This window comes from Aeromonas sp. 1805, from assembly GCF_013085525.1.
Lineage (GTDB): Bacteria > Pseudomonadota > Gammaproteobacteria > Enterobacterales > Aeromonadaceae > Aeromonas > Aeromonas hydrophila.
Genome location: NZ_CP038515.1, coordinates 1847501 through 1861234, shown reverse-complemented (window position 1 = coordinate 1861234; position 13734 = coordinate 1847501). Strand labels below are relative to the sequence as shown.

Genomic DNA, 13734 nt, shown 5'->3' with positions numbered 1-13734 from the left:
AAGCACACGGCGCCAACATAAATCAAACAAAAACACAAAATGATGGATATGGATGACGAGAAATTTGAAGCCGATCATTAATTTGCTGATCAGAGATTAATTGGATGTGCTACCGGTCGGCAGACTGCGCGGGAGGAGGGAGATTCTTTTGCAGCCCTTGACTGGCAAGGGCTGCAACTGTGGTGACTTATGCTTGTGGCTTGGCCAGATCCAGAATAAACGCGAACTCCAGCGCGATATCCTCGTAGGCTTTGAAGCGACCCGACTTGCCGCCGTGGCCGGCGTCCATGTCGGTGCTCAGCAACAACTTGTTATCATCGGTCTTCAGCTCGCGCAGCTTGGCGACCCACTTGGCCGGCTCCCAGTACTGCACCTGGGAGTCGTGCAGCCCGGTGGTCACCAGCAGGTTGGGATAGGCCTGCGCCTTGACCTGATCGTAGGGGCTGTAGGCCTTCATGTAGTCGTAGTAGCGCTTCTGGTTCGGGTTGCCCCACTCGTCGTACTCCCCGGTGGTGAGGGGAATGGACTCGTCCAGCATGGTGGTGACCACGTCGACGAACGGCACCTGGGCCACCACCCCGCGATAGAGCTGGGGCGCCTGATTGATGACGGCCCCCATCAGCAGGCCGCCGGCGCTGCCGCCCATGGCGTAGACCTGCTCCTTGGCGCCGTAGCCCTGCGCCACCAGCGCCTCGGTCACGTCGATAAAGTCGTTGAAGGTGTTCTGCTTTTTCAGCAGCTTGCCATCTTCATACCAGTGACGCCCCAGCTCCTCGCCACCACGGATGTGGGCGATGGCGTAGACGAAACCGCGGTCCAGCAGGCTCAGCCGGGCGCTGCTGAAGTCCGGGTCCATGCTGGCACCGTAGGAGCCGTAGCCGTAGACCAGCAGCGGATTGGTGTGCGCCCCCGCCCCCTCTTGCTTGAACTTGTCCTTGCGATAGACCAGCGACACCGGCACGGCCACACCGTCACGGGCGGTGATCCAGAGCCGCTCGCTGGCATACTGGTCGGCCTTGAAGCCTGCCACCGGCTGCTGCTTGAGCAGGGTGCGCTTGCCGCTGTTCAGATCGAGCTCGTAGGTGGACGAGGGGGTGGTCATGGAGGAGTAGCCATAGCGCAGCGCGCTGGTATCCGGCTCCGGGTTGTAGGCGAGCCAGGTGACATAGGCCGGGTCGTCGAAGGCGATCTCCTTCTGCTCGCCACTCTGCCAGTTGACCTGCCGTAGCCGGGTCAGCCCCTGACTGCGCTCCTCCAGTACCAGCCACTCCTTGAACAGGGCATAGCTCTCCAGCAGCACGTCCGGATTGGGAGCGATCACCGCCTTCCAGCGATCTACCGGGCTCTCCTTGGTCTCGTAGAGGCCGAAGTTCTTGCCGTCCTTGTTGGAGCGCACATAGAAGCGGCCGCGGTAGTGATCCAGGCTGTATTCGTGATCCACCTGGCGCGGCAGGAACAGCCGCGGCGCCTGGGTCGGCACGTTGGCATCGATGAGGCGCGCCTCGCCTGAGGTGGTGCTGGAGAGGGCAATGACGATGAAATCTTCCGAGGTGGTGGCGTAGAGGCTCACATAGAAGGAGTCGTCCTTCTCCTCATAGACCAGCTGATCCTTGGCCGGATCCGTGCCCAGCTCGTGGCGATAGACCTGATAGGGCAGCAGTGTCTTGGGGTGCTTGCGCACGTAGAACACCGTCTTGCTGTCGTTGGCCCACACCAGATTGCCGGAGGTGTTCTCCAGCGTGTCAGTGGCCCATTTGCCGCTCTCCAGGTCGAGGAACTGGATCTGGTACTGACGGCGGGAGAGGAAATCTTCCGCCACCGCCAGCCAGCGGTTGTTGCGGCTCACCTCGAGCGCCCCCAGGGCGTAGAACTCGTGGCCTTCGGCACGCTGGTTGCCGTCCAGCAGCAGGCTCGCAGCCTCTTCACCCAGCTTGCTGCGCGAATAGATGGCGTACTCCTTGCCCGGCTCGTAGCGGGTCTGGTAGCGATAGCCGTTCTTCACGTAGGGCACCGACTCGTCCTGCTGCGGAATGCGGGCCACCATCTCCTGATAGAGCTGGTCGCGCAGCGGCTTGATCGGTTTGAGCATGGCGTCGGTGTAGGCGTTTTCGGCCTCGAGGTAGGCCAGCACCTCGGGTTTCTGGCGCTCGTCATCGCGCAGCCAGTAGTAGTTGTCGACTCGGGTATCCCCGTGTTTCTTGATGGCGTGAGGGTGTTTGGCGGCCACGGGAGGCTGGATCAGGGTGTCGCTTGTGGGCATGGCGGACTCATCATTGGCATATGAACAGGGAACGGCGGCCAGACAAGCCAGCAGCAGAAGCCCTCGGGAAAAGGTGAACATGTCGCATCCTTTGCGCTGTAAAAGGGTTGGCGGACCTGAGCCTTGGCTCCTTGGACAGGGGATCAATCTGCCCCTTGTCGCCTTCAGTTGCAAGTTCTCCCGCGCCCTGATGTAAAAGGGCCGCCATCTCGCGATGGCGGCCCCCATACCTGACCGTGAGCGACACGGGCTCGCTCAGGTGTGCCTCACATGATGGAAGTGTGTCTGCTCACGGCCAGTTTTCATCAGCCGGGGTAGCTCGACCAGACCTTGGTCGCGCCCTCGTTGCTGATGCTCAGCACCTGATAGGGCTGACCCGGAATATCCATGCCTGGCGCACTCTGGGGCATGCCCGGAATGGTCAGGCCGCGGATCGCCGGTTTTTCCTTGAGCAGCTTCTGCACGTCGGCGGCGGGTACATGCCCCTCCACCACATAGCCGTTCACCACCCCGGTGTGGCAGGAAGCCAGCTGCGGAGTGATGCCGTACTGCTGCTTGACCGGTTCAAGCTGCTCGGTTTCGACGACCTTGACCTCAAAGCCGTTCTCCTCCATGTGCTTGATCCAGGTCTTGCAGCAGCCGCAATACTGGGACTTGTAGACGGTCATCTGCTCGGTTGCCAGAGCAGAAAAACTGACGGTACCGGCCAGCACGGCCAATAACAGGGACTTGTACATAACTCACCTCGGATAAGAAGAAATGCCCAAAAAAACAGGGGTACTCGACTCAACCGAGATGACGGGGCGGACGCTCCAGCCGGTCGGTCGGAACATCCGGCATGAACTGGGAGGGGGAGATGAAATCCGGGGTATCGGGTTCCAGCATGGCAACCGTCAGGCTGTCGCCGGTGAGCACCGTCATGGCGAGCGCCGAGGTGAAGCTGCCGCAGGGCATGGCCTTCTCCAGGGTGCGTTCGCTCTGGCTGCAATGGGGAGTCAGGGTACAGAGATCGGTCGCTGCCCGGCTGCCAAACGACATCAGCACCATCAGCAGACTCCACAGGGGGAGCCAGCGGCGGGCGCGAGCGAGTTGGCGACGGGTCAGAACCATGGGACGACTCATTGACGAAAGGTGGCCTATGGTAACCCTTGGCCCAGGGGGAGGGTCAAGCCCTCCCCCGCTTCCAGTCAGCCGCCATCAAGGTTGCTGACGGGTCGCCGCCAGCACGATCTCGCGCACGCAGACATTGGCCGGCTGGCTCCATGCATAGAGCACGGCGTCGGCGATCACCTCAGGCGCAATGACGCCCCCCATCTGATCCTTCCAGTCGTGGTAGCCGGCCTTGATGCTATCGTCCGTGGTGTGGCTGAGCAGCTCGGTCTCCACCGCGCCCGGGGCTATGGTCACCATCCGCACGCCGACGTCGGCCACCTCTTCCCGGATGTTCTCGGTCAGGGCGTGCACGGCGAACTTGGTGGCGCAGTAGGCAGCATGGTTCGGGAAAGTCTTGCGACCGGCGATGGAGCTGATGTTGATGATGGTGCCGCTGCGGCGGGCCTTCATGCCGGCCAGCACGGCGTGAACACCGTTCAACACCCCCATCACGTTGATGTTGAGCATCTGCTGCCACTCGGCCGGGTCCTGCACGTCGGCCTGTCCCAGCAGCATGACGCCGGCGTTGTTGACCAAGCAGCCGACCGGGCCGAATTGTGCCTCGGCCTGCTTGATGGCGGCCTTCATGGCGGCGGTGTCGGTCACATCGACCCCGATGCAAAGAGTATCGGGCAGCGCCAGCGCCTGCATGGGCTCGACCCGGCGGGCCAGCAGCAGCAGCGGATGGCCGGCGGCGGAGAAGGCGCGGGCGATGGCGGCACCGATCCCGGCGGAGGCACCGGTGATCACGACGAGAGGCTTGGACATGATGTTTTCCTTCTGATTCAAGAGTCGGTTTGAGCAAACAAGCGGCTGGCCAGCACGGAACGGGATCACTATAGTCACTGCATCCATCAGTGATAAATATTGTTTTCCGCTGGTTATCATCTGAAAAAACTATGGTTGGGCTTATGCTGGACTTGAGACTGCTGCGCTTCTTCATCGCCATCTATGAAGAGAAGAACATCACGGCGGCGGCCGAACGCTGCCACGTCAGCCAGCCTTCCCTCTCGGCGGGGCTGCGCCAGCTGGAAGAGACCCTGGGTGACAGCCTGTTCATCCGGGGCAAGAAGGGGGTGGCGGCCAGGGATCAGGCCCATTACCTCTATCCCCACGCGGTCAAGCTGGTGGAAGAGGCGCGCCGGCTGCCGGCGCTGTTTCGCCAGAAGGCGACGCGTGCGCGGCTCAACATGGCCATCATGCCGGACCTGAGCCGGCGGCGGGTGGCGGGATTGCTGCAGCAGGTGCAGGCTGTGCTGCCCGAGCTGGATCTCACCCTCTCCGATTACGGGACGCCTGCCGACTGTCGGCTGACCCTGGATGCCCTGCGCCGCGAAGACGAGATCTTCCTGCCGCTGTGGGAGGAGGATTATGTCTTGTGCGTGCGAAGTGACCATCCCCTCGCCGGCCGCCAGCAACTCGAGTTGGCCGAGCTGCAACATTATGATTTTATTGAGTGCCCTCCCTGCGAAGCCCATCAGCAGACCATAGGCCTGCTGGCCTGTGACCGTCTGACCCTCAATCTGGTGGCCAAGGCCGAGAGCAAGGGGCTGGTGATAGCGCTGGTGCTGGCCGGGGTCGGCATCAGCTTTCTGCCGGACGGCCTGGTGGAGGACGAAGCGGGTCTGTGCACCGTGCCGGTGCGCGGGCCACGGATGTTCCGGCGCATCGGCCTCTGCTATCCCGCCCACCAGACCCTCAATCCGGCGCTGCGCGAGCTGATCCCGGAACTGGCGAGCCATGGCGCTTCTTGATAACGTCGCTGCTCAATGCATCTTTTTTTTCGCCGGTCGCTGGCACCGGTATTTGGCCCCTCTTCAGATCAGGAACCCATGAAACGCATTCTGGTTATCTTTTCACACCCGGCGCTGCAGAGCTCCCGGGCCAACAAACAGCTGCTGCAGGCCATCGACGGCCTGGAAGGCGTCACCCTGCACGACCTCTACCAGCACTACCCCAACATGTTCATCAACGTGAAGCGGGAGCAGGCCCTGCTGTCTGAACACGACATCATCGTGTTCCAGCACCCCTTCTACTGGTACTCCTGCCCCGCCATCATGAAGGAGTGGATGGATCTGGTGCTGGAGTATGGCTACGCCTACGGCCCGGAAGCCCACGCCCTCAACGGCAAGCAGTGGCTGTCGGCCATCACCACCGGCGGCGCCCCCGAGTCTTATTGCAGTGAAGGCTACAACCAGCGCCCGCTGCTGGACTTTCTGCTGCCGTTCCGGCAGACGGCCCAGCTGTGCGGCATGAGCTGGCTGCCGCCATTCGTGCTGCACTCCTTTCACAAGATCCGGGATCAGGAGGCGCTGCGCCGCTGCGGCCAGGATTATCGCCAGTTGCTGTGTGCCCTGCGCGACGAACAGCTGACCCCGGCCCAGCTTGCCGGCAGCCCCTATCTGCGCGATCTGCTGGAGGTACTCTCATGACCCGCTCTCGATCCGGGCGCCGGCCCGGCCTGCCGACATCGGCCTCCACCACAGTGCGGAGGATCCGCTGATGGGACATGGTTTGCTGTTCGATGCCTTCATCTACCTCTCCGCCGCGGTGATCGCGGTGCCACTTGCCAAGCGCTGGGGGCTGGGCTCCGTGCTCGGTTACCTGCTGGCGGGCATCATCATAGGTCCCTTCCTGCTGGGGCTGGTGGGTGAACAGAAGGATGTGATGCACTTCGCCGAGTTCGGGGTAGTGCTGATGCTGTTTCTGGTCGGGCTGGAGCTCAGGCCGGCGCTGCTGTGGCAGCTGAAGGGGCCCATTCTCGGCACCGGCGGGCTGCAGGTGCTGCTGACCACGGCGGCCCTGACCGGTGTGGCCCACCTCATCGGCCTGCCCTGGCAACAGGGGCTGGCCATCGGCCTCATCCTGGCGCTCTCCTCCACCGCCATCGTGCTGCAGAGTCTGCAGGAGCGCAAACTGATGCAGAGCGAGAGCGGCCGCTCCGCCTTTGCCGTGCTGCTGTTTCAGGACATCGCCGTCATCCCCATCCTGGCGATCCTGCCGCTGCTGGCCATCGCGCCGGTGGCCAGCAGCGGCAGCTCGGAGCTGGCCGGCTGGCAACACGGCCTGCTGGTGGTGGCTGCCATCTCCGGCATAGTGCTGGGTGGTCACTACCTGATGCGACCGGTGTTTCGCGCCATCGCCCAGTCCCACATGCGGGAGATCTTCGTCGCCGCCGCCCTGCTGCTGGTGATCGCCATCGCCGTGCTGATGGAATCGGTCGGCCTCTCCCCCGCCCTCGGCTCCTTCCTCGCTGGCGTGGTGCTGGCGGACAGCGAATATCGCCACGAGCTGGAGGCAGACATAGAGCCGTTCAAGGGGCTGCTGCTCGGCCTCTTCTTCATGTCGGTGGGCGCTGGCATCAACTTCGGGCTGTTTGCCGAACACCCGCTGCTGATCCCGGCTCTGGTGGTCGGCCTGATGGTGCTCAAGTGGCTGGTGTTGATGGCGCTCGGCTTCGCCATTCGCATTTCGCCGAGTCAGCGCTGGACCTTCGGGCTGGCACTGGCCCAGGGCGGGGAGTTCGCCTTCGTGCTGTTCTCGTTCGCCGCCCAGAACAAGGTGCTGCCGGGGGATACCATCGCCCTGCTGACGCTGGTGGTGGCGCTCTCCATGGCGCTGACGCCGCTGCTGCTGATCCTCAACGATCGGGTGATCCAGCCCTGGTTCGATTATCGCAACCAGAGTGAATTGCCGCAGCACGAGCAGCCGGAGCTGGTGGAGCACCCGGTCATCATCGCCGGCTTCGGCCGTTTCGGTCAGATTGTGGGCCGTCTGCTGCACGGCCACGGCATCGGCACCACCATCCTCGAGCAGGATGCAAGCCAGATCGAGATGCTGCGCAAGTATGGCTATCAGGTGTTCTATGGCGATGCCAGCCGGCTTGACCTGCTGCACGCCGCTGGCGCCCACAAGGCCAAGCTGCTGGTGCTCTCCATCAACGATCCGGCCACGTCACTCGAAGTGATTGAAATGGTGAAGAAACACTTCCCGCACCTTAAGATACTGGCGCGAGCCCAGGATCGTCCCCACGCTCACGAGATCCTGCGCCAGGGCGTGGGCAGCGTGTACCGGGAAACTCTGGGTTCTGCCGTGGATCTGGGGGTGGAAGCCCTGACCCAGCTCGGCTTTCGGGCCAACCAGGCCTGGCGGGCCGGCCAGACCTTCAAGCAGCACGACAACTGGCTGCTGCGGGAACAGGTCAACTACCTGGACGACGAACACACCTATATCAACAAGAGCCTGCAATACCGGGACATCCTCTCCGATCTGCTGCAAGACGATCAGGAAGGACAGGAGCGCATTCACGCTCACAACTGGAACAGCGGTCTGCCCGACAACGACAAGGAAGCAATATGATTGCCTATTACCCCATGTTCAAACATCTGCACATGACGCTGGCGCTGGTCAGCGTGCTGCTGTTCCTCTATCGCTGGCTGCTGGCCCTGGGGGGCAGTGCCCGCCTGCAGCAGAAGTGGCTGAAGATCCTGCCCCATGTCAACGACACCTTCCTGTTGCTGTTCGGGGTGCTGCTGGCGGTAACCCTGCAGATGAGCCCGGGCCAACAACCTTGGCTGATGGCCAAGCTGATCGCTCTGATGGTTTACATCGGCCTCGGCGTCATGGCGCTCAAGCGCCCTGCGCGCAGCCAGAAGCTGGTGGCCGGCCTCGCTGCCCTGGCGGTATTTGGCTACATGGTGGGTGCCGCCATCACCAAATCCGCCTTGTCCTGGCTGGCCTGATCCAGCCAAAAAATACCTGCCTGACGGAGGGGAGCCATCCCCTCCACATCATATTCTGCGTTTCCCCGTCATTTCTGTTTTTTCCTCTCCCCCAAATCCGTAAGACAGCACTTTCATTTGGTGAATTTTCATCATTTTTAAGCCTCGATTGCTGCCCAAAATGATGGCAATTATGTTTAGGATCATGTGGTTAGCTTGGTTTGTATGAAAATGGCGACAGTTGTCGCAGCAAAACTTGCGACATAGACTGTCGCAAGGCATGGCTAGGATACACTCAACGCTAAACCAGTGAAGGCATGCACCATGAGTAAGAAGCTGTTACGACAACTGACCTTGGCGCGTTGCATCCCGCACCGCCCTTACAAGCTGACCGCCAGCCAACTCCAGGTAAAACTGGAAGAAGAAGGCATCCACGTCAGTCTGCGTACCGTGCAACGGGACCTGGAAGAGATGTCCGGCATGGGGTTGTTCGATCTCACCTCGGATGAACGCAGCAAACCACACGGCTGGTGCTTCGAGCGCCATGGCCTCAACGATTTTGCCAACATAATGCCGCTCTCCTTGGCAGTGGCGCTGAAAACCTGGAGCGATCAGGCCAGCCAGCTGTTGCCGGCCAGCGTCCTGACCGAACTGAACCCCTTGGTCGACAAGGCCAGCCAGGTGATCCGCGACAGCCAGAGTGAACTGGCTGAACGCTGGCTCGAGAGCGTGCACCAGTCACCGCGTCCGTTTGCCGGCAACCCGGAGATCCGCCGCAGTACGCTGATCCGCGATGCATTGTGGCGTGGCCGCAAGTTCAGTGCCGAGATCCAGCGGGTCATCAAGGAGCGCACAGTATGGCTCTGCTACGACCGCATCAATCCGCTCGGCATCCTGAACCAGGCGGAAGGGCCGACCCTGCTCTGCACCCTGTCCGAGCTGGATCCCAAGGTCTATGGCATCCCGTTCGATCACATCAAGAACGTGGAGCTGACCAACTTCAGCGCGACCCAGCCGAAGGATTTCAATATTCAGAAACTGATCCGCGATCAGGGGTATCAGGATGTCAGCGGGCCGATCCGCTTCGTCGGTCGCATCGATGCCAACTGTCCGACCTTAGTCGACGGGCAGATCCCCGGCCACAACCCGCGCATGACCCGCTACGACAAGCGCAGCGTGGTGGTGGAAACCGAGGTACAGGACACCCCCGAGTTCCGTACCTGGCTCAACAACATGAGCGGGAACCTGGAAGTGCTGGCACCTGAATCCTTGCGCAAGGCATATCCGACACCGGGTAGCCGCGTCAGCTGACCACCTCAGAAAAAAGCCGGGCCAAGCCCGGCTTTTTGTATTCTTTTTGAGCATATTTATTCAACTAATTTTTAAGTCTTACCCACCGAATTGAGCCTGTTTGTACCATCGTTTTCGCCCCGTTTCTGCGTGTAAGAGATCCGCCATGGCAGCTGTAAGAGGCCACTGTGTCGAACCGTACGCGAAGCCATCTTTGAATCCACATGCTTTCCCATGAAACAAACTAATGGCATGATTTATATAACTTTATCTCGATAGCATTGGTCATTAATCCGCTATCGTCACGCCAATAACGCCTGGACCTCCCTTGTTCCGTCCCCTGGTTCCCTTAATATGGGTCTCACAAGGATGGAGCTGGTTCGGCAGGATGCGGAAACAGCGCATAAGCAGGGAATAAACCACAGGACGTGGGTAGGGAACACCTCAGGATGAGGCCGGTAACCAGGACGGTTATCAAATGGAATGCAGGACACCACGGGACGTGGTTGTGGACACCTCGGGATGAGGCAGAGCAAACAGGATAATTGCTCTTCAGGAAGAATATGGACCTCGCAGGAAGCGAGCAGGACAGCTTCAGGATGAAGCGAGACAACCCGGATGGTTGTCTGTCAGGATGACGCAAGGAACACCACGGGATGTGATAACGGACACCTCCAGGATGGAGAGAGTGCAGCAATCAGGAGCGATTGCCAGGCTAGGATGGCCACAGGACACCTCAACGGATTGGGAAGGGGATATTCCGAAGGATCAGGATAAAGTCAGGGATTGCAGGGAGCGTTGCAGTTCATGGACTGGACTAGATGACTTGAGGGGATGGCAGCTGCCGTCCCCTTTTCTTTATGTACTTTTTGTACCAGAACGGGTCAATGACATGGGATTCTATTCGCTGCCACAGCACATTGTGTGTGCGATAGAGTACACCCACTCAATCTCAGTACCTATATTCATCTCGGCTAGAATACCCACCTCGCTCACCCCTATACACTTCGTGAACACGGCTTTCAGTTAGTGCTGCAGCGGGCAAGTAACCACCCGCAAAGCTCCCCTGCATTCGCTCAGACCTTCTTAAAAGTGCTTCACTCCCAGCCGCAAAGTTGGCTCTCATTGCCAGCGACATCAACATTCCCGCTCGCCAAAAACACAGGGTGGAATGGACCCACCCCGACATGACCACCGTCTGGCTCTGCGTGTTTTACTGAGTCCCGTGAGGAAAAAAGAGGCAATCCGGGGCAATGAGTGCGGTGTCGGAAACGAAAAAAAGCCCAGTCGTTAGACTGGGCTTCTTAAGTAGTGGCGGAGCGGACGGGACTCGAACCCGCGACCCCCGGCGTGACAGGCCGGTATTCTAACCGACTGAACTACCGCTCCGCTGTCTGGTTAGCTTTTTGCTAAATTGTCTGCCGCTTCATTGAGGTGTCATCCTCGCAGCCGGCTACGTGTTTTCACATCACCGTTTAATTGGGTGCCTGGCAGTGTCCTACTCTCGCATGGCGAATGCCACACTACCATCGGCGCTACCGCGTTTCACTTCTGAGTTCGGCATGGGTTCAGGTGGTTCCACGGCGCTATGGCCGCCAGGCAAATTCTTCAATCTAAGAAAGCTGATTTTGTTGTTCGTTCTCGGTATCTGCTACAAGCCTTAGAACACTTCTTGGGTGTTGTATGGTTAAGCCTCACGGGTAATTAGTATGGGTTAGCTCAACACGTCGCCGCGCTTACACACCCCACCTATCAACGTTGTGGTCTCCAACGGCCCTTTAGGACCCTCAAGGGGTCAGGGATGACTCATCTCAGGGCTCGCTTCCCGCTTAGATGCTTTCAGCGGTTATCGATTCCGAACTTAGCTACCGGGCAGTGCCACTGGCGTGACAACCCGAACACCAGAGGTTCGTTCACTCCGGTCCTCTCGTACTAGGAGCAACTCCCTTCAATCATCCAACGCCCACGGCAGATAGGGACCGAACTGTCTCACGACGTTCTGAACCCAGCTCGCGTACCACTTTAAATGGCGAACAGCCATACCCTTGGGACCGACTTCAGCCCCAGGATGTGATGAGCCGACATCGAGGTGCCAAACACCGCCGTCGATATGAACTCTTGGGCGGTATCAGCCTGTTATCCCCGGAGTACCTTTTATCCGTTGAGCGATGGCCCTTCCATTCAGAACCACCGGATCACTATGACCTACTTTCGTACCTGCTCGACCTGTCCGTCTCGCAGTTAAGCTGGCTTATGCCATTGCACTAACCTCCTGATGTCCGACCAGGATTAGCCAACCTTCGTGCTCCTCCGTTACTCTTTGGGAGGAGACCGCCCCAGTCAAACTACCCACCAGGCACTGTCCGCGACCCGGATTCACGGGCCTGCGTTAGAACATCAAACATACAAGGGTGGTATTTCAAGGACGGCTCCAGCGCAACTGGCGTCACGCCTTCAAAGCCTCCCACCTATCCTACACATGTAGGTTCAATGTTCAGTGCCAAGCTGTAGTAAAGGTTCACGGGGTCTTTCCGTCTAGCCGCGGGTACACCGCATCTTCACGGCGAATTCGATTTCACTGAGTCTCGGGTGGAGACAGCATGGCCATGGTTACACCATTCGTGCAGGTCGGAACTTACCCGACAAGGAATTTCGCTACCTTAGGACCGTTATAGTTACGGCCGCCGTTTACCGGGGCTTCGATCAAGAGCTTCGCTTGCGCTAACCCCATCAATTAACCTTCCGGCACCGGGCAGGTGTCACACCCTATACGTCCACTTTCGTGTTTGCAGAGTGCTGTGTTTTTGATAAACAGTCCCAGCCATCTGGTCACTGCGACTCCCAACTGCTCCATCCGCAAGGGACTTCACTGTCAAGAGCGAACCTTCTCCCGAAGTTACGGTTCTATTTTGCCTAGTTCCTTCACCCGAGTTCTCTCAAGCGCCTTGGTATTCTCTACCCGACCACCTGTGTCGGTTTGGGGTACGATGACTTGTAATCTGAAGCTTAGAGGCTTTTCCTGGAAGCAGGGCATCAATGGCTTCCGCACCGTAGTGCGTTCGTCTCGTGTCTCAGTGTTGTGTCTCCGGATTTGCCTAGAAACACCACCTACGCACTTTCACCAGGACAACCGTCGCCTGGCCCACCTAGCCTTCTCCGTCCCCCCATCGCAATTACAAGTCGTGCAGGAATATTAACCTGCTTCCCATCGACTACGCCTTTCGGCCTCGCCTTAGGGGTCGACTCACCCTGCCCCGATTAACGTTGGACAGGAACCCTTGGTCTTCCGGCGAGGAGGCTTTTCACCCCCTTTATCGTTACTTACGTCAGCATTCGCACTTCTGATATCTCCAGCATACCTCTCGATACACCTTCGCAGACTTACAGAACGCTCCCCTACCACTCACACATAAGTGTGAATCCGCGGCTTCGGTGCCTGGTTTGAGCCCCGTTACATCTTCCGCGCAGGCCGACTCGACTAGTGAGCTATTACGCTTTCTTTAAATGATGGCTGCTTCTAAGCCAACATCCTAGCTGTCTGAGCCTTCCCACATCGTTTCCCACTTAACCAGAACTTTGGGACCTTAGCCGGCGGTCTGGGTTGTTTCCCTCTTCACGACGGACGTTAGCACCCGCCGTGTGTCTCCCGGATATTACTTACTGGTATTCGGAGTTTGCATGGGGTTGGTAAGTCGGGATGACCCCCTAGCCCAAACAGTGCTCTACCCCCAGTAGTATTCGTCCGAGGCGCTACCTAAATAGCTTTCGGGGAGAACCAGCTATCTCCGAGTTTGATTGGCCTTTCACCCCCAGCCACAGGTCATCCCCTAACTTTGCAACGTTAGTGGGTTCGGTCCTCCAGTTGATGTTACTCAACCTTCAACCTGCCCATGGCTAGATCACCCGGTTTCGGGTCTACACCTTGCAACTAGACGCCCAGTTAAGACTCGGTTTCCCTACGGCTCCCCTATACGGTTAACCTCGCTACAAAATGTAAGTCGCTGACCCATTATACAAAAGGTACGCAGTCACCCCGAAGGGCTCCCACTGCTTGTACGTACACGGTTTCAGGTTCTATTTCACTCCCCTCACAGGGGTTCTTTTCGCCTTTCCCTCACGGTACTGGTTCACTATCGGTCAGTCAGGAGTATTTAGCCTTGGAGGATGGTCCCCCCATATTCAGACAGGATGTCACGTGTCCCGCCCTACTCGATTTCACATCAAGGTTGTTTTCGTGTACGGGGCTATCACCCTGTATCGCCGGCCTTTCCAGGACCGTTCCACTAACTTCCAAGATGCTTAAGGGCTAAT

The 13734-nt window shown here is 59.1% G+C and carries 9 protein-coding genes, 1 tRNA gene, 2 rRNA genes and 1 pseudogene (1 of these 13 running past the window's edge); 6 read left to right on the top strand and 7 right to left on the bottom strand.

The genetic code is table 11. From position 1 onward, the window contains the following. Positions 1-187: 187 nt before the first annotated feature. The 4 genes from E5E96_RS08885 to E5E96_RS08870 all read right to left on the bottom strand — a co-directional run bounded on the left by E5E96_RS08885 (position 188) and on the right by E5E96_RS08870 (position 4180). Positions 188-2341, bottom strand: a complete 2154-nt coding sequence (locus E5E96_RS08885; RefSeq protein ID WP_171281952.1) for a S9 family peptidase — start codon at positions 2339-2341, stop codon at positions 188-190. 224 nt (positions 2342-2565) lie between these two features. Then, entirely contained in the window at positions 2566-2997 is a 432-nt protein-coding gene (locus E5E96_RS08880) for a DUF411 domain-containing protein (protein ID WP_011704327.1), read from the bottom strand. A 49-nt stretch (positions 2998-3046) separates the two neighbouring features. Continuing rightward, on the bottom strand, positions 3047-3370 hold the full coding sequence (locus tag E5E96_RS08875) for a hypothetical protein (protein ID WP_011704326.1): 324 nt from the start codon (positions 3368-3370) through the stop codon (positions 3047-3049). A gap of 87 nt (positions 3371-3457) precedes the next feature. Then, entirely contained in the window at positions 3458-4180 is a 723-nt protein-coding gene (locus tag E5E96_RS08870) for an SDR family oxidoreductase (protein WP_171281951.1), read from the bottom strand. Positions 4181-4323: 143 nt separating this feature from the next. On the opposite strand from E5E96_RS08870, the gene E5E96_RS08865 reads away from it, so the two are divergent. From E5E96_RS08865 to E5E96_RS22850, 6 genes and pseudogenes are all read left to right on the top strand, one after another. Beyond that, a complete protein-coding gene (locus tag E5E96_RS08865; RefSeq protein ID WP_171281950.1) occupies positions 4324-5166 on the top strand; it encodes a LysR family transcriptional regulator in 843 nt (280 codons plus the stop codon). Between the two features lie 78 nt (positions 5167-5244). Further along, complete coding sequence (locus E5E96_RS08860) at positions 5245-5844, top strand: NAD(P)H-dependent oxidoreductase (protein ID WP_016349118.1); 600 nt, start codon at positions 5245-5247, stop codon at positions 5842-5844. A 70-nt stretch (positions 5845-5914) separates the two neighbouring features. Continuing rightward, positions 5915-7771 carry a monovalent cation:proton antiporter-2 (CPA2) family protein gene (locus E5E96_RS08855; protein WP_029304384.1) on the top strand — a complete coding sequence of 619 codons (1857 nt, stop codon included), beginning with the start codon at positions 5915-5917 and terminating at the stop codon, positions 7769-7771. Further along, positions 7768-8154, top strand: coding sequence for a SirB2 family protein (locus tag E5E96_RS08850; RefSeq protein ID WP_171281949.1), 387 nt, complete (start codon positions 7768-7770; stop codon positions 8152-8154). Before E5E96_RS08855 ends, E5E96_RS08850 begins: the two co-directional genes overlap by 4 nt. Positions 8155-8457: 303 nt before the next feature. Next, positions 8458-9444 carry a YafY family protein gene (locus E5E96_RS08845; RefSeq protein ID WP_005308002.1) on the top strand — a complete coding sequence of 329 codons (987 nt, stop codon included), beginning with the start codon at positions 8458-8460 and terminating at the stop codon, positions 9442-9444. Positions 9445-10559: 1115 nt separating this feature from the next. Further along, positions 10560-10643, top strand: a pseudogene (locus tag E5E96_RS22850) (phosphoribosylaminoimidazole carboxylase); the annotation flags it as partial. A gap of 92 nt (positions 10644-10735) precedes the next feature. Here the strand turns inward: E5E96_RS22850 and E5E96_RS08840 are convergent. The 3 genes from E5E96_RS08840 to E5E96_RS08830 form a co-directional block, all read right to left on the bottom strand. Then, positions 10736-10812, bottom strand: a tRNA-Asp gene (locus E5E96_RS08840). Between the two features lie 96 nt (positions 10813-10908). After that, positions 10909-11023 (bottom strand): 5S ribosomal RNA (gene rrf, locus E5E96_RS08835). 83 nt (positions 11024-11106) lie between these two features. Continuing rightward, positions 11107-13734, bottom strand: a 23S ribosomal RNA gene (locus E5E96_RS08830) (it continues 262 nt past the right edge of the window).